Origin of the sequence: Paenibacillus sp. RS8 (genome assembly GCF_041956825.1) — a bacterium.
Lineage (GTDB): Bacteria > Bacillota > Bacilli > Paenibacillales > Paenibacillaceae > Paenibacillus_AQ.
Window position 1 is genome coordinate 6,475,731 of record NZ_CP168131.1, and the last position, 18,880, is coordinate 6,494,610.

Consider the following 18,880-nt stretch of genomic DNA (forward strand, 5'->3'; position numbering starts at 1 on the left):
TTCGTTTCTCCAGCTCCAAACCTCCACTCCGCAACTTCATCACCGAGATTCTTAAAAACCGAAAACAGAAAAAGTGAGGGCGCGCAGGGGCCACTGCGTGGGGCTTTGGGACCCGATACTCCCTCTGAGCTTCTACCGAAATTCTGAACTTCTTGAGTCTTTTGAGTATAATAGCTTTCCAAGCTGCATCATCACGTTGAGCCATTGGATGCACGTTGGTTTTTTCGAGCAGCTGATCTTGTCAGCTGAATTCAGAGCGTGAGTGCAGGAATTCAGAATAAAGAAAAAAAGACCGACCCCACAGTAGCGTCAACTACTTGGGAGTCGGTCCCCTGTTCAATTATCCTTAGTCTGTCAACAACTCATACAATCCTTTTACAACCATATCAGCTTCCTTCAACACTTCCGGCTTACCTATGCCCACTGCCTTCATACCTGCAGCCTTACCTGCTTGAACTCCCGCTTCCGCATCCTCAAACACGACACATTCGTCCGGCTGTAAGCCTAGCTCCTGACCAGCGATCAAGAACACCTCCGGGTCCGGCTTGGCAAGTGACACTTTGTTACCATCAACTACAGCATCAAACAGATCCGTAATGTTCAGCTTATTCAAAATAAACTCTGCATTCTTACTAGCTGAACCTAACGCAATTCCAATCCCGCGCGTTCTCAGTCCAGTTAAGTATTCTTTGACCCCAGGAAGCAGTTCCGACTCCTCAAGCTTAGAGATGTACTCTACATATAGGCGATTCTTCTTCTCCGCCATCGCAAGCTTCTCCGCTTCTTCAAATTGTAGGCCGCCAACCTCCAGAAGAATATCGAGCGATCTCATCCGGCTCACGCCCTTAAGACGTTCGTTATCCTCCTCAGTAAATGTAAAGCCTAGCTCGTCAGCAAGACTCGCCCAAGCCAAATAATGATATTTGGCTGTGTCTACGATTACGCCATCCAGATCAAAGATGGCTCCTTTCATATTTTGCAACATGGATTTACTTCCTCTCCGTTGTTAGTTAATGTCTATACTGTTGTTTCGGCCAAGGTTAGCCGCAAGCTCTCACCTGCACCACAGGACTTTCCTTCTCGCCCTTGTACCGAGAACACCAGAGTCCCGCTGTAGTCGGCTGCTGTGGTAACTGTAACTTCATCCTTGCTGATCCGCAGTTTAAAGGTATCTCCCCGAAGCGTAACCGGAAGCTCAACAGACTGCCAATGTTTAGGCAGTGAAGGTTTGATATGGACAGTTCCGCCATCGTAATCCAACCCTGCAAAACCAAGTACCGCAGCCATCCAAGCACCGCCGTTAGCGGCTGGGTGGGTACCACCAATATAGAGATCCCCTACATACTGCTTAGATTCTCCCGTGAGATCTACAGTAGCTGTGCGCATAAAATATGGATATCCCCAATCCGGAGAACCAATATCGGCAGCTACCAAAGCGTAGATACAAGGACTAAGACTTGACCCATGCTCGGTGCGCGGTTCGTAGAATTCCCAGTTCGCTTGTTTCACTTCCTTGGTGAAGGAATGTTTGAATAGATTTAACATCAATACGACATCCGCTTGCTTCAGTATGGTTGTAGTTGTGGCTAATCCATTACCGCCACCCAAATACTCATTTTTGTTAAGTACACGGGATTTCAATTCTGGCAGCTCGATATCCTCTAAGGTGAAGTAACGGTCGAATTGTTCGATGACAAGGCTGGCTGGGTCTGGCTGCGGAACATAGAAGCTATCCAGCATAGCTTTGAACTCTGTCAGAAACGGACCTTCACTAAACTCTGTAGACAGTTGGCTGTATACTTCCGGATACTTATCTTGCAGCAATTCTGCTGTACGCAAGGCAATCTCCAGTGTCTCCTTAACCAGAGCATTCGTAAAAGCATTATTGTTCACACGCTCATGATATTCGTCTGGACCTGTTACATCTAGAATCTCGAAGCGTTCTTTTACTGAATTATAGTAAGCATAAGAGTAGAAGAACCGGGCACATTCCCAGATCACTTCCGCCCCTCCGCTAGTTAGCAGACTCTCGTCACCTGTAAATTGAACGTATTTCCAGATCCCATGTACAACATCTCCACTGATATGAACCTGCTTATCGCGGAAATAAGTCCGCATTGGTCGACCGGTAAATACATCATTCACATTAAACAGTGTACAAGCATCGTCTCCTGTATCCTGACTTTCCCAAGCATAGAATGCTCCCAAAAAACCATATTCCGCGGCCTTCCGGCGAGCTCCGTCCAAGGTATGAATCCGGTACATCATCAGGTTGCGAGCAACCTTTGGATCCGTATGCAGGAAGAACGGCAGCATAAACATCTCTGTATCCCAGAATACGGCTCCTTTATAAACCTGACCCGATAAACCACGAGCCGGGATAGAAACCTTTTCCGAAACCGTAGGTGCAATAATTAACAGCTGATAAATACTGTATCTTAGAGCAAACTGGGCATCCTCATCGCCTTCGATAATGACATCGCTAAGTGACCATCTTTCTTCCCATTGCTGGCGATGAGCCTGTAATAACTCGTCATAACCGAGCGTTTCAGCAGCTTGGACAGACTTCACTGCTTCTGACTCCGGTGCACTAACATCAAGTCCAGTATATACCGCAACGTACTTAAACCATTCATAGGTCTCACCCGCACGCGCTTCAAAAGAAATCCGGCGAATACTAGCGCCCTCATCCAGTTGCTGATCTCCAAAATTAAATACGGCTCTCTCCGCTACAACTACCGGAATGTTCAATTCTCCACTCGTAGAGGAATAGACGAGTACCTCGTCCTGTGACTGTACCTTTTGACCAAAGAGGTGGGGACCATTGATATCCCATACATCTACGTCAATCCCGGTCTCAATCACAATTTGGCAATCTTGTGTACTATGGATAGAGTATTTACTAACGAGCAGATGAAGATTGTCCTGGCTTACAAAACGATCTGCTGTGAACGTCAACGTTCCTCCGTCAGATATATCATACTCAGTATTCCGATGATGAATCGCACTGCGGATATTCAGCTCCTGCATATGAGAGCTCGGTTCAAGCTCTAGCACACTTAAAGGCTGACCGTTACAGACAACCTTGGTCCATAATCCATTCGGAGCATTGACAGGTTCTCTCCACTTATTTCCCGCTTTGTCATATAGACCGGCTAAAGTTACGGCAACTAACTCAGTTTTACCGAATTCCTCCAGTGTGCCGCGATATCCCATATAGCCATTGCCTAACATATATTTGTTCCCGTTCGTCGTCACCAGTTGCTTGTCGAAATGACTATCCCTAACCGCCCAGCTCATCGGGCCAACATCCCTTCGCCTAGCGGAAGCGTCGTGCCGGAAGCATCCACTGTAATGGACTGGCCGTACACGATAATATCCGTGCTACCCCCATGAATTGCTGTGAGCGTTACTGAAGTTTTGTTTACCAAAATACGTAGTAATACCCCTTCGTACATCACTTGGAAACTATACTCGTTCCAGCGTTCAGGTAATGAAGGTTGGAAGGACAACCGCTCTCCATCTGAACGCATACCACCAAAGCCATATACAATATTCATCCAAGCGGCTGCAATCGAAGTTGTGTGAAGCCCTTCACGTGTATTACGGTTGTAATTGTCTAAATCCAGTCTTGTCGCAAATTCAAAGAACGAATAGGCTTCTTCCGGCTTACCGATTTCGCTTGCCAGTATGGAATGGATTGAAGGTGAAAGTGAAGATTCATGAATACATCTAGACTCGTAATATTCATAGTTGGCCAGCTTCGCTTCTTTAGAGAATTGTCCATTATATAAGAACATAAACATAAGGACATCCGGTTGCTTAATCATGTCATAACGGTACAGACGATCATATGACCAGTTCGAATAGAGCGGAAACTCCGTTACAGGGATGGAATGAATATCAATATGCGGCATATCGAAGAATCCATCATGTTCTTCAAATACTCCTGTTACTTCGTCAACCGGAATTTTCATATGGTCTGCTTTATTTTTCCAATCGGTAAGCTCTTCGTCACGAAGCCCCGTCTTTTCTACAACCGTCGCAAAAGCCGTTGGTGCCTGTTCTTTCATTTCCCGCAGGGTATTCAGGGTGTATTCAAATGATTTTTGGGCCATCAGATTAATATAGCAGTTATTATTCACCATCAATTGGAACTCATCAGGACCCATTACGCCAAAATATCCATATTTCCCGCTTTGTTGACCCCATTGACCGCGTGTAGCGTAGAATCTACTAATCTGAACCAGCATCTCAGCGCCTTTACTGTGCAGGAATTCTTTATCGCCAGTATTTTTGACATAATGCCAGATACCATAGGAAATAGCAGTCCCTACATGAAGCTGAAGATTCGAATGCTGCCAAAGATCACAGCTCTCTGTTCCATCTATAGTAGCAATAGGGTAACATGCTCCCTCGCAATCAACATCTTTAGCACGTTGCATAGCCTGAGGTAACGTCTTATATCTAAAGTCCAGCAAGCTTCGGGCGGCCTTAGGATTATTGAACATATAGAAAGGCAAGCAATACGATTCTGTATCCCAGAAAGCCAACCCACGATATACTTCTCCCGTCAGCCCTTTAGCGCCGATGTTGAACCCAGGATGATCACCATGATAAGTCTGATAAAGCTGGAAAATGCAAAAGCGAATGCCCTGCTGATTCTCAGGATCGCCCTCGATCCGAATATCACTTGTCTCCCAGATACCATTCCAATAGGCTGTCTGATCCGCGAAAATTTGAGTGTCTTTCAGTTGACTCGCACTTTCAGCAAGAGCTAGCCCTTTGCTCCACAGCTCTTCAGCTGAATGTGCAGATTCACTATCTGAATAGTTGATAACCAGCTTTGTAAAATGAGTCGATTCTCCTTGAGCAAGCTCCAAAGTAAAGCTTTGCCCTATAAATTTTTCATGTTCAGTTCGGGTAAGCTGAAGCGGCTGCGAAGATTGTAAAGTAAAGCTGGAGAATAGCTTGTTAGCTGTGTTCACTGTTCTCGCCATAATAGCAGTGGTAGCTCCTTGTTCTCCGCTGCGGAGACTACTCCACATACATTCGCCGCGTTCCTCATGAATAATGCTGAAATCAAGACCCGCACAAATGTCTACGCTGCCCGAAAAATTAAGTGGCTCAAATTCCACCCGCTGTAGCCCCAGATGAGACATCGTCATGCTGACTAAGCGTGTAAAGACAACTTTTAAGCTTTTGCCATCATTTAGGTGCCAGATCAGCTCCCGCCGGTAGGTTCCACTACGAAGATCAAGTTTACGTACATAATCCGATATTTTACTTTTTGCCAGATCCAGCTGCTCACCATTCACAGTGATCCGCGTATACAGCCAGTCCACCGCATTCACCATGTATCTCAGCGAGCGAATGATTCCTTTATAATGATTGCCAATGTCCAATTGTTCATTTAACCCGTTGAAATAACTGCCTTGCAGGGAATCCCCAGAGTAACCTTCCTCAGCATACCCCCGCACACCCATATACTCATTTCCTAGTGAAAAAATAGATTCCGAGGTCCGATTTCGTTCTGGATCAAAGCCCTCTTCAATAATTGCCCAAGGATCTACCTTAAGATATTTGTCAGCCACTTTAGCCATGTATGATTTCCCCTTCTCCTGGTTTTTGCTCCATTCTCAGGATATCGTTCCATACCCGTTGCGCCAATGTCTGACCTTAATGAAGATGTGTGCGTTTATACGGAGTTGAAATCGAACGGATTTCTATATCATGAATTTTTGCAGTATAATATGTAGAATCTAATAAGAACGCCAAAAAAACAGCGACAGACCCATTATTTGAGAATAATGGATTGCCACTGCTGATATATAAAGAACATATACTTCTTACTCCTTTTTAGTTAAAAATCATATTACATCTAGCACTTTTGAAGTGAAAATAATCACAATGTTGAAAATTCGACACTTTTAAATGGTTTTTCTTACCCAAATTGAAGATTAAAGAGGTATAATTAATTTAAAATTTACTGAAAAACTGAGGGAATAAAGGGGATGTCGATTATGCTAAAAGAACATTACAATGTCATCGAAGCCCACGGAAATACAAACTGTTTCTCCGAACAGAATTTCAACAGACTTCTTGTTACTATGAAAGAGCGCGTTGTTCCAGAGGGTTCACATCTTTTCTGGGAAGGCGACTACTCGGATAAATTGTTTTATATCAAACGTGGACGTGTGAAATTAACTAAATCAACGGATGAAGGTAAAGAACTTATTCTTTATATGTACCAAGCTGGCGATATGGTAGGTCAAGCGGACCCATTCTTCAGCACCAAGCACAGCTTTACTGCAGAAGTGATTGAAGAAAGTGAAGTTGGCGTTATCGAACAAAAGGATTTAGAAATTCTCATTTGCCAACATTGTGATTTTGCCATCGACTTTATGAAATGGATGGGCATTCATCACCGTCTAACTCAAACGAAATTCCGTGATTTGATGATGTATGGCAAACCAGGCGCATTGTGCTCCACACTCATTAGACTTGGCAACACCTATGGTGAGAAGAGCAGCGATGGTGAGAACATCCTCATCAACAAAAAAATTACGCATACAGATCTGTCCAACATGATCGGCGCCACTCGTGAGAGTGTAAACCGGATGCTGAGTGACTTGCGTAAAAAGGATGCGGTTGAGTACGAAAACGGCATGATTGTCATCAAGGATCTTGGTATGCTGCAGGAAATTTGCCACTGCGAAATGTGTCCAAACGAGATCTGCCGAATTTAATTCCATTATCATATACCCTCTATTCACCTCAATGAAACTTATATGACCCAATTATTCTGCACATTATAAAATAGAGTGGTCCAAGACGCCTAACATAGGCGTCTTTTTTTATACCACAAGACAAGCAAAAACGCCTTCGGCGTCCCTAATGGACGGTAAGCGTTTATGCGAGAAATATAAGGATAATTTATAGCGTGAAACTTATACTTTCTTATATTTAGAAAAAGAGCTGGACCCGAAATTGGGTTCAGCCCTATAACCATAAATATTCTCTTAACGTTTGTTCTGAGTACTTCGCACGGGAGAAATCATCCAATAGGCCATACCAACAAATACGCCACCGCCAATTATATTTCCTAGTGTAACGGGTATCATATTGTGTATCCATCCGGCAATCGTAACGGTGTCTGGGTGATTCGGGAGCAACACCGCAACGCTTAGTAGGGTCATATTAGCCACGCTGTGTTCATAACCACTCGCAATAAAGGCGAACAAGCACCACCAGATCAGAACCAGTTTGGCTGTTTCACTTTTAGCGCGTGAAGCCATCCATAGCGCTAGACAGACCAGCCAGTTACAGAGAATCCCGCGGAAAAAGAGCTCCGAAAACGGAAGGCTCATTTTCTTAGCTGCAGCTGCGAAGATCAGATGCTCTGGGGGCGCAGCATTGAATAGTCCAGTTCCTCGAATTAATAGTGCTAAAATCACTGCCCCTGCCACATTCCCTACAAACACAAGCACCCAGTTCTTGATGGTATCCCAAATACTTGTTCTGCCAGCAAGTGTACTAACCGTAAAGAACATATTATTTCCGGTAAACAGCTCTGAGCCTGCAAACACAACAAGAGTCAAGGCAATACCGAAGGATGCACCCATAATGAGAGGTTGGAAAGGTGATTTGGCAGCCGCTAGAGGCGCTCCCAGCGAGAAAATAAGAATAATCCCAATGCCTACATATGCCCCGGCCAAGAGGGCTGCTAGAAAATATCTTGGTAAACTTTCATTCATTTGGTCTCGCTTGCTGACTGCCGCCTCGACAATGTTCTCCACACTTTGTGTAAACATAATACTCCACCCCACCGTTTTCTATTTAATCCTTTACTACAACCTTCGGTGTCTACAAGCTCACTGTCACAATGTCTCCACTAAGGGAGACAGGATAAGTCACAACACTACCTTGATCCGGTGCTTGTACTTCACCCGTGCGGAGATCTATTTTCCAATCATACAGTGGATCATAAAGAAAGTGTCCCGAAACGATCCCTTCAGCAAGCGGACCCCCTTTGGGATGAGGGCTCCGATTCTCCAGCGCATAGATCGCTCCGTCAGAGGTACGAAATACAGCCAGCTCCACATTTCCAGCCACAACTACCCGGCCGATCTGTAACAGGAAATCCTTTACATTTCCTATCGTATATGTCTGTGTTGCCATTTTCATTGTTTTTCTCCCTTCTGTTTGTGTAATCTATCCGTTAAAGTCTTGTTTCTTCAAAAAGTGCAGCACGTGTGCTGTTATCATTCAGTATTTTTTTCCAAGGATCTGTGACCTGAGTTAAGGCAAAATCAATCCGCGCCGCAAGCTCTTTTCGATTCTCTTCATTGTTGAGAATGACCGTTTGAATCTGTTCTAGCCCCATACGCTCAACCCACTCGGAGGTTCTCTCCAAATAATTTCCGGTTTCACGGTAGTATTGCATCACAGCCGAGCACACTTCAATTAACTCTTCATCGGTCTTCACCTTGCAGAAGGCGTCCGCTATTCGCGGTTTAATACCGCCGTTACCACCGATAAATACTTCCCAACCGCCATCATTACCGACGATACCGATATCCTTCGTGCAGGATTCTGCACAATTACGAGGACAACCGTTAACAGCCATTTTAAACTTCGCCGGAAAATCAAGACGCTCATACTTACGCTCCATAAGAGCGCCCATTCCCATCGAATCTTGTGTGCCAAAACGGCAGAACTGCGAGCCCACACAAGTCTTAACCGTACGAAGAGATTTGGCATAACCGTAACCTGAAGGCATATCCAGCTCTTCCCATACCTTAGGTAAATCCTCTTTTTTCACACCGATCAGATCCAGGCGTTGCCCGCCAGTCACCTTCACAACTTTCACATCATATTTAAGCGAGACATCGGCGATTTTCTTCAGATCCTCTGGTGTTGTTACCCCGCCGTACATGCGTGGTATTACAGTGTAGGTTCCATCCTTTTGAATATTGGCACCCATTCTTTCATTTACAAATCGGGATTCTTTCTCATCTTGATGAGTATCAGGGTTGATCATCCCTAGATAATAGTTAATCGCCGGACGACACTTGGAGCAGCCTTCCTCTTGTTTCCAACCGAGTACATTCATGACCTCTTTTGTTGTTTTAAGACCTTTAGCTGTGATTTCAGCAACAATCTCATCACGGCTAAGCGTTGTACAGCCACAAATACCTTGCTTGGCAGCTTGCTGGAAACTGTCACCCAAGACAAATTGCAGGATTTGTTCTACTACGGGTTTGCAACCCCCACAAGAGCGAGTAGCGCCAGTGCAAGCTTTAATCTCATCCACAGTAGTAAAACCATGTTCGGTGACGGCATCTACGATCGCTTTTTTAGTTACACCGTTACAACCGCAGACAATTTCTTCGTCCGCCATCGTCTCTACGGAAGCACCCTTCTTAGCTCCCCCACCGCAGCATCCCGTTCCCATGACCTCTGTATAAATTTCATCGGTCATTACCGCGCCTTGTTTTACTAACTTTTGCAGATTCGCGGACTCCGTCACATCACCGAACAAGACCGCACCGACAATTACATTATTTTTGAGCAAAATTTTCTTATAGGTTCTCTTCCATTCATCTTTGCTTGAGATCACCGTGTGTTCAGGAGAATCCAAAAACTCACCTGCAGAAAATACATCCACCCCAGATATTTTAAGCTTCGTGGAAACAATGGAACCTTCATAAGGCTTCGTTTCACTACCACATAAATGTTTAGCTAGAACCATGCCTTGCTCAAATAGCGGGGCCACCAGTCCGTAACACACTCCACGATGCTCGGCACATTCGCCGATGGAATATACGTTCTGCATGGAGGTTTGCAGATAATCATCCACTACGATCCCACGATTTACGGAGATTCCGCTTTCTTTTGCCAACGTTACATTCGGTTTAATTCCGACGGCCATTACCACAAAATCTGCAGCAAGCGTACTGTCATCACTGAACCGCAATCCACTTACTCTCTGTTCCCCGGTCAATTCTACCGTTTGTTTGCCCATAGCAAATTTCACACCTTGACGCTCTAGCTCAGCTTGCAGCATCGAGGAGGCATTCCGATCAAGCTGGCGCTCCATCAGGTCTTCCATTAAATGAACTACAGTAACGTCCATACCTAGGTTCACAAGACCTTTTGCTGCTTCCAGCCCAAGCAATCCCCCGCCGATTACAGCCGCTTTTCTATATTGTTTAGCCGCTGCAAGCATCGCATCACAGTCGGAAATATCACGAAACCCAACCACGCCCTCTTTATCACTGCCAGGCACAGGTAAAATAAAAGAATTCGAGCCTGTCGCAATAATTACTTTGTCGTAAGGCACTGACAACCCGTTATCTGCAACAACTTGTTTGGACTCTTCATCAATTCGTGTCACTGTAGTACCCGTGTGCAGGGTAATATTATTGTCTTCATACCAATTCCAGTCGTTTAGGATGATATCATTAAGGGTTTTGCTACCTTCAAGAACATAAGACAACATGATCCGATTGTAATTGGGATGTGGTTCATTTCCAAAGACCGTGATGTCATAAGCTCCACCCAGCTTCAAAATCTGCTCTATCGTACCTATGCCCGCCATACCGTTGCCTACTAACACTAATTTTTCTCTCTTTGCTGTCATGGTTAGGTGCCTCCTCAAGCTTATGAGTACATGCTCAATTTCTCTTCTACATATTGGAATTATACGGTTCAAATTCAAGTCGTCATTGTGATTGCGGTCACTTTAATTGTGAATGTTTTCACACTTTAGTTCGCTAATGATTGTTAGGTATTTTCAAACATAAAAAGCCAGACCAACGATTCTGAAGAACCGTTAATCTGGCTTTGATGTACTATTTTTAACGTAAAGTTAATAGAATCTCTAAGACATCATGAGGCATAAGCTTCATATCCATCCCATTATCGAGCAGTAGCTTTCCGTTCACCTTCAGTTTCCAGACTTCATTACTTAGCGGGGTATAATCATTGACAGAAAGCACGCTTCTACTACCATCATCCATCTGCACCATACCGCAGCTCTTTAGCAATTCTCTTACAGTTAAATCCTCTTTAAATAACATAATATATGAATGCTGCAAATCTACTTCTACACTTCCGCCGTTCAAAGTCAGCATTACAGTTTGAAGTGGTTCTTGATGGTCCTTAGATTTCGCTGTGAAGACTAGCTGTGAATCATATCCTACAACGTTATTCCAATCCGCTTTCCCAATGATTTGACCGTCCATCTGAAGCTCCCAAACCATTCCCGACTCTAGTGAAAAATCCTTTACCGAAAGAATACTTGAGTTATCCTCAGCAAATGTGGCAATATTACTACCTTTCAGTAACTCCATTATTGATATTCCATTTCTGTAGCTCCCACTGAGTGACCTGTCCGATGGTTTGGTAAGCAGTTCTTGATCACCAATCTTAACCGATATCATCGGCCCCTCAGATCTTGCTGCACCATTATTATCATTACTATTAGCATCAGTCTGAGTGGAGCATCCATTTATTATGAATACGATGATTAAGCCTAGCATCAACTTCCACAAATTTCGCGTGGGCATCCTGGCACCGCCTTATCCCGCCTAATGACCCTATAGCGTCTCAGGCTTGTAAAGTTATGTATACTATCTATTTAAGAATAACTTAAACAAGCCTTGTTCTCAAATAAGTAAAAATTCTAGATTCCCTAGAATAGAGTTCTTCTCGAAAATCATATAAACATAGAATTCCTCTATATAGATTATTTTTATACGCAATACATAATTATTACATCCCTAGAACAAAAACCGCACACTTGCAGGCTTCCCTTCTTTTGCTCATTCGGCGACATTTCGTTCTCCGCGTTTAAGCATCCTTCCACAACTGGCCAACCTGCCATCAATTAATCTTAACCATATTTTTCAGGATCATTTCATCTACCTTTTTCAACGGAGGTATCCTCATTGCTTTGCATTGTATAATTTCCTAATAAAAAAAGCCCCCTAAGGGACTCTTTAGAGCTCTATTCGTCTTCACTGGTATCTAGGGAACAATATATTATTCTCCAGATGTACATGTTCAAAAGTCATACTCTCCAGCTCTTCCAGCCGAGCATATGTCAATCGATAGGTCGTACAAGCATGCGCCGGTGGAGTGAAATCATCTGTAACACTACGTATTTTTCTCAAAATATCGCCCGCACCATCATGCTCATACTCCAGCTCAGACAATGACTCGCGGAGTGCTGTCAAGCCTTCTTCAGTAGGATTAGCATCGTACGTCAACAGCTTAGGAAACTCATCTTCTTCTTCTTTAGCCGTATGCGTAAGCAGTTCTTCCTTTAGTGTGTTAAACAAGTCATATAACTCAGCCAGATGAGGAGAATCGCCACCATGCACTCGATACACCTTAGTTACATTTTGGCTAATGAGGGGTAGCTCTTCACGGAGATAACGGTGATGTTTGTTTATGATATGGTCAATTAACTCTTCAGAAGGTGCAGTATTCCAAGCGATTTCCTCTCCGGGTACTGGATACTCTTCGAACAGCTTGTTAAGATCACTGATGATTAGCTCTTGATCCAGACCACGTTCAGCCGCTGCTTCAGCAAGAGGTTTAGCTCCACCGCAACAGAAATCAATCCGTTTTGCCTTGAAATAATCTGCCGATTTAGGGAACTGCAATACAATATCTCTAACTAGTGCATCTGGGGTAAACCCAGCTTGTACCGATTGTGCTTGCTTCGAATCCGAAATACTATCATTAAGTTGTTTAGTTTCCATTATAGCTCCTCCTTGGGTTATGGGATTAGGTTTTGAATAAATCTTATCCACTTCTTCACCTTAACCCTGAAAGGAACTTTGACTTGTGATTGTACGCACGGAAATTGTATCTTATTTTTGAACGAAATTGGAGATTAATGCACATGCAAAATAAACGCAAAAAAAGCACCTTTACCTACAAAGGTGCTTGTTCAACTCTCTTTATTGCACATAAGCCTGCATATACGTCCGCTGTCCCTTTGAATCCTTCAAATAAGGTCCCAACCCGGCAAAACGCAAGTGATCCATATAGACACCGGTCATCCATCTGCCTTCCGTCAAACCCCCATTCCATTTAAGGACAAGATCAGGCGCGGAAATCCATTCCTGAAAGACTCGGATATTCTGATCTTTGTATTCTTTACATGGCTTAGACCGCTCAATAAGGTGAAACTCATTAAGATACGTTGGAACGAAATAAGAGGATATCGTATGCAAATCATCATCGTCAAAAAAGGGCTCATCGCCTAAAAAGGGCTTGAATAATACGGTGTTCTCGTACATGGACCAAATTACTGCTTGCAGCACCATGCTCTGGCGAATGCCGTTATGAAACTTATATTGTCGCTCATGATTCATCGCATTTTCCTCTTCGAGAGGTTCCGTCGACTCCAGACAGTGCCGTTCACAGCCAATACATTTCCAGCCGGTAGGACTCTGAATCCATTTTTGAAAAATAGTTCCGCTATCATTGTTCCCTTTGTAGAGTGAAGAGATAATGCTGTAAGGCACGCCAATCCACGCATCCCATAAGGAATCAGGAAGATGGCTATGCAGCATGAACAACGTCTTGTCATAGATGAGCTGTACTTTGATAGAAGCATTCTCTAGCTCAGCAACATCCTTTTTTCCATACGTTATTTCCCGGGAAAACAGGGTCGTCTTCGTCTTCATCTCCCTCGCCTCCTAATAGTTTTGCTATGCCTGTACTCCAGCTGAGTAGTTTTGAGCAAAAACCAATACGCGAGCGCTTGCATTCAAGGATCATACAATGTTTTTCTATTATATTACAATTATTTTTAAACTGTGCAAGTTTTTTTCAAGCATAAAGGATTGGAACAAAACTGTCACTGTCTAATATTTAGAAATTGAAAAGCCCTTTTTCCACCATTTCGGAAAAAGGGCCACAACATTACTGTGAATTTTAGTCTACCCAGCTCTCAGCCCAAGACTGAATTTGCTGCATAACAGGCTGCAATGCACGGCCTTTATCTGTTAATTCATACTCAATACGTACGGGTGTCTCTGGGTATACATGCCTAACCAGGATACCCTCACCTTCCAAATCCTTCATCCGCTCGGACAGCATCTTATCGCTCATTGAAGGAATGAGGCCGGAGATATCTTTAAACCGCTTCGGTCCACTCATCAATGTCTGAATAATAAGTCCATTCCAACGTTTGCCTAAGAAAGAGAAGGCTGTTTCAAATCTGGGACACATCGCAAATTGATGTTCTTCCATTGTTCTCACCTCTCACTAGCGAAACTTACTATTAGTTAGTATATATAATATTAACACATTTTAACCTTGATGAACATCGTTTACCAAAAAAAGTTCATCTGACTCTATTATTATATCCCCAATGTCAATCCCCCACAGGTCCTTTAGATCCCCGCCCGGCAATCGCTTCGGTTACGATTTGTGCCAAGTCGTCATTTCCAAATAACGAAAGCACACCCAGAACTGTATCATCAGAAATGTCCCCTGCTTCCTCCGCAGAAACCGTGAGGGAAAGCGCATGGCGCAAAGCTTCATTCCCTTCTTGCTGCGGATAGGCCTGCAAATAAAGCGCATGTGGATCGAGTCCTTGATTGACGCACCACTGAGCAAAGACAAGAATCATCATCTCTTCTTCGCGCTTATAGCTTTCGATGATCTGTTCCTCCACTAATTTACGGTTATCCTCCATATATTCTTCTCCTTTCTCGGAGACCTCATTCAGCAAGCTGTGCCGCCAGCATATGACTAGGCAGTACCGCTGAAGCAGCAATGCTGCATTGCTCCGGTGTATTTATATTGCTAAGAAAATCGTTCACCACTCCACTAAAACCTCTTCTATCCAGCACAGTATCCCAGCTTCCAAAGCTTTGAATTTGCGGCTTGGCATCCTTTTTATAAAGAACAGCCTTGTCCAGATCCACCACTTCCACTGATCTGCCATATCCATGTAGCTCAAGCTTCTCCACATCCACGCCAGCTTCACGAATCATACTGTACATCCCTACTGCGCCATGTTTCCAGCTGAGCATTCCAGATGCCTGTAGAAGACGACCTGCTTCATTAGATTGAAGATGATTACGAAGCCGTTCATAATGATCTCCACACAACCACAACAGCAAATCAAGCATATGGATCAAATCATCATGCACAGTTTCGCGGCTGGTACCCGTCTGTAGCTTCGTTCGATGTTTTATCGCACTACAATGGCTAATCCCACCGACTTCCTCAAGCCATTGCTTAGCGGTAACATACATAGGGGCAAAACGGCGATTAAAGCCCACTCCTAGCAAAAGCCCTTTATCTTGTGCTAACTCCGCCATCCTTCTGGACTCTTCAAAATCATAAGACAGCGGCTTATCTACATATACCGAAATCCCATGTTCGAGACATTTTGTTACTATATCATAATGTGTAGTCGTTGGGCTATGTACAAATACTGCATCCAGATCCCAAGAAAACAGCTCATCCAGATTCGTCGTACCTTTAGGAAAACGGTAAGTTTGAACGGCCTGATCCACCGTTGTCGGTGAATGACTAAGAACACCAACTACCTCCGCATGTTCATGCTGAGAGAGCAATGGCAAATATACTTTGCGGGCGATATTGCCGATTCCTATTATGGCGACTCTTTTACGTTCAGATGCAATCATTGATCTTCCCCCTCTCAATACTTCAATAACTCGTTCATTCTCTCTTTGTTCTCTACAAATGCTATTATACCTGCTTCTCATTCTCTGACAATTGATCTTTACTTCAATATTCACTTCTTTTCCCTTATGATGAGATGAATGAGTGGAAGAAGGGGCATATTATCTATGAAGAAATGGTTCTCGATTATTCTTTATGTTTCGGCCACAACCCTTGCGTTTATCTACAGATATGACATCCTAAGCTGGATGAAAGAGGATCATAATCTTTTCAGTTCCATAGGGATTGCAACTTTACTGGCTTTGTTTCCAGTTGTACCTTACAAAGCTGTCATCGGGTTCTTCGGTTATGCTTACGGGAGTTTAGCGGGTGCTATAATCTGCTGGCTGGCTACAAATCTTGCTGCGGCAATCCTTTTTGGCGTAGTAAAATACTTATTTCAAAGCCAGGCAAGAGCTTACTTAGCCTCCATACCCGCGCTCGAAAAGTTCACAGCCGGCATAGAACGACGGCCTTTCGCTTCAATTGTCCTTGCTCGTCTCGTGCCGATCATTCCCCAAACAGCGGTCAACATCTACGCCGGAGCCGCTGGTCTGCCTTTTTGGAGCTATATTGCAGCTTCTGGCATAGGAAAAATACCGGGGATTGCCTTATACGCCTTTCTCGGAGATCATCTGTTGCAGAATCCCGGAAGTGCAATTACAGCCATCATTGTGTATGCCGCAGTACTGATTATTGCTGGACTGAGTTTGCGTCCCCGCTCTCAAGAAGTGAAGAATCATCGTTAGTGAAGAACTATTTGCTCGCAAACTGGCAGGCAGTTAGTATTTGCTTTATAATTAAATTGTGATCTATTTAATTGCATTATGTGAAATGGAGGGATATCAATGAGTGAACATCAGACTAACCATATAAATACCAAGACAGAAAAAGCAACCTTTGCAGGCGGATGCTTCTGGTGCATGGTCTCGCCGTTCGAAGAATTGCCAGGTATCATTAGTGTCGTCTCTGGCTATACCGGCGGTCATACTGTAAACCCGACCTATGAAGAGGTTTGTTCGGAAACGACAGGACATGTTGAAGCTGTACAAATTACGTTCAATCCAGATATTTTCCCTTATAGCAAGTTACTTGAGCTGTTCTGGCAGCAAATTGACCCTACCGACGCAGGTGGACAATTCCATGATCGCGGGACTTCTTACGGAACAGCGATCTTTACCTATTCGGAGGAACAAAAACAACAAGCAGAAGCTTCCAAGGCAGCTCTGCAAGCAAGCGGTCGGTTCTCTAGTCCGATCGTAACCCCGATTCTCCCGGCAACCACCTTCTATCCTGCCGAAGAATATCATCAGGGTTATCATCGTAAGAATCCAGGCCACTACAAACGTTACCGTAAAGGTTCCGGCCGAGAAGATTTTATCGAAACTCACTGGACACATAAAGAGGACAAACAAAGCTTGAAAGAACGTCTAACACCACTTCAATATGAAGTCACTCAGAATAGTGCAACAGAATCACCTTTTCGGAATGATTTCTGGGATCACCATGGTGATGGCATTTATGTAGATATCGTATCTGGTGAGCCGTTATTCAGCTCGCAGGATAAATACGATTCCGGTTGCGGCTGGCCAAGTTTTACCCGTCCGATCAGGGACTACGCTGTGAAGGAAAAGACAGACCTCAGTCATTTGATGGTTCGCACAGAAGTACGCAGCAAAGTAGCAGACTCTCACCTAGGTCATGTCTTCGACGATGGTCCCGGAGAAAACGGGCTACGCTACTGTATAAATTCAGCAGCATTGCGATTTGTACCTAAAGAGGATCTAGAGAAAGAAGGTTATGGAGAGTATCGCGTGCTCTTCCAGTCTGCCTAATTTTCAATCTTCTGCACAAAAGAAAAAATATCGTCCTTTTATTAGAAAAGCCCTCAATCCATGTAATACGGGACTGACCCCATAACGTGAGACAAATCAAAACACCTTCAAAAGAATGGAACCTTGTCGTAAGATAAGGAGATCATCTTGGAGGTGTTTTTGCATTGGCAACCAGAGTAAGTTATCCCGTGGAAATAAAGATGAAAGCTATAGAAATGAGATTAGCAGGCGTACCTGTGAAAGAGGTTATGGAGCAGCTCGGAATACGGAATAAGACACAGCTAAAGACATGGATGAGATGGAATCGAAATGGTGAACGGCATCGTTTGCAGCAGCCGGTGGGTAAACAGTACAGCTATGGAAAAGGTCCGGAGGACTCTTCGGAGCTCGAAAGAGTAAAGGCAGAGAACCGATTCTTAAAACAACAATTAGAACTGCTAAAAAAGTACGAGGAGTTGGAGAGGAGGTGGAACCAGAGGCCGTTATTGCCTGGATCGAATCCATTCGAAACGAAGTGACGGTGTCTGAGGCTTGTAGATGGCTCGGAATCGCAAGAACGACTTACTACCGCTGGAAAGCAGCTGTGGGGACAAAGCATACAGACAAAGTGGTGGAGAAAATCCGGGAGCTTTGCATCCGTCATAAATTCCGCTACGGGTACCGGAAAATCACGGCGCTCCTTCGGATAGAGCAGAGTATAAATCACAAGCGAGTCCAGCGGATCATGCAGTGTGAGGGGCTTCAGTGCCGCGTGAGGATGAAAAAACGAAAGGTGACTGGGCAATCTGTACACTCCTTTGAAAATCTGCTCAAGCGACAGTTTCATGCAGAAGCACCTCTGCAAAAACTCGTCACGGACATTACCTATTTGCCATTTGGCGGGAAGATGTTGTACTTCTCCAGCATTCTAGACTTGTACAATGGTGAGATTGTGGCTTACAGTATAGCAGATAAACAAGATACCTCTTTGGTGTTGGATACGTTAAATCAACTTCCAAAGCAGGAAAAGATGTTGCTGCATAGCGACCAGGGCAGCGTGTATACGTCCTTTGCGTACCAGGAAGCTGTAAAAGGAAAAGGCATTACCATGAGCATGTCCCGTAAAGGAACGCCCGCTGATAATGCCCCCATTGAATCGTTTCATTCCACCCTAAAGTCTGAAACGTTCTACCTCGAAGATCTCACATCTACAACGACTGCAATCGTTGTAGAGACCATTCGAGACTACATCATTTACTATAACTCATTTCGAATTCAAGCGAAACTAAATAACCAGTCACCGATGGATTTCCGGCGACTGGCTACTTAAACTTGTAAGGTGTTTT

16 protein-coding genes are annotated in these 18,880 nt (G+C 44.1%); 4 read left to right on the top strand and 12 right to left on the bottom strand.

Features of this window, described 5'->3' with window-relative positions:
• Window positions 1-346: 346 nt before the first annotated feature.
• The 3 genes from pgmB to ACDZ28_RS30490 are packed head-to-tail and all read right to left on the bottom strand — an operon-like array spanning window position 347 to window position 5,603.
• The gene (gene pgmB, locus ACDZ28_RS30480) at window positions 347-985 is read right to left on the bottom strand and encodes a beta-phosphoglucomutase (RefSeq protein WP_375103524.1); all 639 of its coding nucleotides are present in this window, start codon (window positions 983-985) and stop codon (window positions 347-349) included.
• 32 nt (window positions 986-1,017) lie between these two features.
• Window positions 1,018-3,300 (bottom strand): glycosyl hydrolase family 65 protein, encoded by a 2,283-nt coding sequence (locus tag ACDZ28_RS30485; RefSeq protein ID WP_042129899.1) that lies wholly within the window; start codon window positions 3,298-3,300, stop codon window positions 1,018-1,020.
• Window positions 3,297-5,603, bottom strand: coding sequence for a glycoside hydrolase family 65 protein (locus ACDZ28_RS30490; protein ID WP_375103525.1), 2,307 nt, complete (start codon window positions 5,601-5,603; stop codon window positions 3,297-3,299). Before ACDZ28_RS30490 ends, ACDZ28_RS30485 begins: the two co-directional genes overlap by 4 nt.
• 420 nt (window positions 5,604-6,023) lie before the next feature.
• Here ACDZ28_RS30490 and ACDZ28_RS30495 point away from each other — a divergent pair, with 420 nt between their 5' ends.
• Window positions 6,024-6,749, top strand: a complete 726-nt coding sequence (locus ACDZ28_RS30495) for a Crp/Fnr family transcriptional regulator (RefSeq protein WP_042129903.1) — start codon at window positions 6,024-6,026, stop codon at window positions 6,747-6,749.
• Between the two features lie 273 nt (window positions 6,750-7,022).
• Here ACDZ28_RS30495 and ACDZ28_RS30500 read toward each other — a convergent pair whose 3' ends face one another.
• The 9 genes from ACDZ28_RS30500 to ACDZ28_RS30540 all read right to left on the bottom strand — a co-directional run bounded on the left by ACDZ28_RS30500 (window position 7,023) and on the right by ACDZ28_RS30540 (window position 15,683).
• Window positions 7,023-7,814, bottom strand: a complete 792-nt coding sequence (locus tag ACDZ28_RS30500; RefSeq protein WP_375103526.1) for a formate/nitrite transporter family protein — start codon at window positions 7,812-7,814, stop codon at window positions 7,023-7,025.
• 52 nt (window positions 7,815-7,866) lie between these two features.
• A complete protein-coding gene (gene nirD, locus ACDZ28_RS30505) occupies window positions 7,867-8,187 on the bottom strand; it encodes a nitrite reductase small subunit NirD (RefSeq protein WP_375103527.1) in 321 nt (106 codons plus the stop codon).
• 34 nt (window positions 8,188-8,221) lie between these two features.
• Window positions 8,222-10,645, bottom strand: a complete 2,424-nt coding sequence (gene nirB, locus ACDZ28_RS30510) for a nitrite reductase large subunit NirB (protein WP_375103528.1) — start codon at window positions 10,643-10,645, stop codon at window positions 8,222-8,224.
• A 217-nt stretch (window positions 10,646-10,862) separates the two neighbouring features.
• Window positions 10,863-11,573 (bottom strand): hypothetical protein, encoded by a 711-nt coding sequence (locus ACDZ28_RS30515; protein ID WP_375103529.1) that lies wholly within the window; start codon window positions 11,571-11,573, stop codon window positions 10,863-10,865.
• 450 nt (window positions 11,574-12,023) lie between these two features.
• Window positions 12,024-12,773, bottom strand: a complete 750-nt coding sequence (gene ric, locus ACDZ28_RS30520) for an iron-sulfur cluster repair di-iron protein (protein WP_375103530.1) — start codon at window positions 12,771-12,773, stop codon at window positions 12,024-12,026.
• Between the two features lie 201 nt (window positions 12,774-12,974).
• Window positions 12,975-13,706 (bottom strand): hypothetical protein, encoded by a 732-nt coding sequence (locus ACDZ28_RS30525; RefSeq protein WP_375103531.1) that lies wholly within the window; start codon window positions 13,704-13,706, stop codon window positions 12,975-12,977.
• Between the two features lie 250 nt (window positions 13,707-13,956).
• Entirely contained in the window at window positions 13,957-14,274 is a 318-nt protein-coding gene (locus ACDZ28_RS30530; protein ID WP_042129916.1) for a helix-turn-helix domain-containing protein, read from the bottom strand.
• Between the two features lie 124 nt (window positions 14,275-14,398).
• The gene (locus ACDZ28_RS30535; RefSeq protein ID WP_042129919.1) at window positions 14,399-14,722 is read right to left on the bottom strand and encodes a hypothetical protein; all 324 of its coding nucleotides are present in this window, start codon (window positions 14,720-14,722) and stop codon (window positions 14,399-14,401) included.
• Between the two features lie 25 nt (window positions 14,723-14,747).
• Window positions 14,748-15,683, bottom strand: coding sequence for a Gfo/Idh/MocA family protein (locus tag ACDZ28_RS30540; protein ID WP_375103532.1), 936 nt, complete (start codon window positions 15,681-15,683; stop codon window positions 14,748-14,750).
• A 165-nt stretch (window positions 15,684-15,848) separates the two neighbouring features.
• Between ACDZ28_RS30540 and ACDZ28_RS30545 the strand changes: the two genes are divergently transcribed.
• From ACDZ28_RS30545 to ACDZ28_RS30555, 3 genes are all read left to right on the top strand, one after another.
• Window positions 15,849-16,469 carry a TVP38/TMEM64 family protein gene (locus ACDZ28_RS30545; protein WP_375103533.1) on the top strand — a complete coding sequence of 207 codons (621 nt, stop codon included), beginning with the start codon at window positions 15,849-15,851 and terminating at the stop codon, window positions 16,467-16,469.
• 99 nt (window positions 16,470-16,568) lie between these two features.
• Window positions 16,569-17,555: a peptide-methionine (S)-S-oxide reductase MsrA gene (msrA, locus tag ACDZ28_RS30550; protein WP_042129923.1), complete on the top strand. Its 987-nt coding sequence runs from the start codon at window positions 16,569-16,571 to the stop codon at window positions 17,553-17,555.
• Window positions 17,556-17,719: 164 nt separating this feature from the next.
• Window positions 17,720-18,864, top strand: a protein-coding gene (locus ACDZ28_RS30555; RefSeq protein WP_339287325.1) for an IS3 family transposase whose coding sequence is annotated in 2 segments (ribosomal slippage) — window positions 17,720-18,008 and window positions 18,008-18,864 — 1,146 coding nt in all. Because the reading frame shifts where the segments join, the coding sequence is not laid out codon by codon here.
• Window positions 18,865-18,880: the final 16 nt, after the last annotated feature.

What these genes read in the sequence shown, in the direction of transcription:
- pgmB (WP_375103524.1), bottom strand. Translation starts at nt 985, where the DNA reads ATGTTGCAAAATATGAAAGGAGCCATCTTTGATCTGGATGGCGTAATC.
- ACDZ28_RS30535 (WP_042129919.1), bottom strand. Translation starts at nt 14,722, where the DNA reads ATGGAGGATAACCGTAAATTAGTGGAGGAACAGATCATCGAAAGCTAT.
- ACDZ28_RS30525 (WP_375103531.1), bottom strand. Translation starts at nt 13,706, where the DNA reads ATGAAGACGAAGACGACCCTGTTTTCCCGGGAAATAACGTATGGAAAA.
- ACDZ28_RS30490 (WP_375103525.1), bottom strand. Translation starts at nt 5,603, where the DNA reads ATGGCTAAAGTGGCTGACAAATATCTTAAGGTAGATCCTTGGGCAATT.
- ACDZ28_RS30485 (WP_042129899.1), bottom strand. Translation starts at nt 3,300, where the DNA reads ATGAGCTGGGCGGTTAGGGATAGTCATTTCGACAAGCAACTGGTGACG.
- ACDZ28_RS30540 (WP_375103532.1), bottom strand. Translation starts at nt 15,683, where the DNA reads ATGATTGCATCTGAACGTAAAAGAGTCGCCATAATAGGAATCGGCAAT.
- msrA (WP_042129923.1), top strand. Translation starts at nt 16,569, where the DNA reads ATGAGTGAACATCAGACTAACCATATAAATACCAAGACAGAAAAAGCA.
- ACDZ28_RS30500 (WP_375103526.1), bottom strand. Translation starts at nt 7,814, where the DNA reads ATGTTTACACAAAGTGTGGAGAACATTGTCGAGGCGGCAGTCAGCAAG.
- ric (WP_375103530.1), bottom strand. Translation starts at nt 12,773, where the DNA reads ATGGAAACTAAACAACTTAATGATAGTATTTCGGATTCGAAGCAAGCA.
- ACDZ28_RS30530 (WP_042129916.1), bottom strand. Translation starts at nt 14,274, where the DNA reads ATGGAAGAACATCAATTTGCGATGTGTCCCAGATTTGAAACAGCCTTC.
- ACDZ28_RS30515 (WP_375103529.1), bottom strand. Translation starts at nt 11,573, where the DNA reads ATGCCCACGCGAAATTTGTGGAAGTTGATGCTAGGCTTAATCATCGTA.
- ACDZ28_RS30545 (WP_375103533.1), top strand. Translation starts at nt 15,849, where the DNA reads ATGAAGAAATGGTTCTCGATTATTCTTTATGTTTCGGCCACAACCCTT.
- ACDZ28_RS30495 (WP_042129903.1), top strand. Translation starts at nt 6,024, where the DNA reads ATGCTAAAAGAACATTACAATGTCATCGAAGCCCACGGAAATACAAAC.
- nirB (WP_375103528.1), bottom strand. Translation starts at nt 10,645, where the DNA reads ATGACAGCAAAGAGAGAAAAATTAGTGTTAGTAGGCAACGGTATGGCG.
- nirD (WP_375103527.1), bottom strand. Translation starts at nt 8,187, where the DNA reads ATGAAAATGGCAACACAGACATATACGATAGGAAATGTAAAGGATTTC.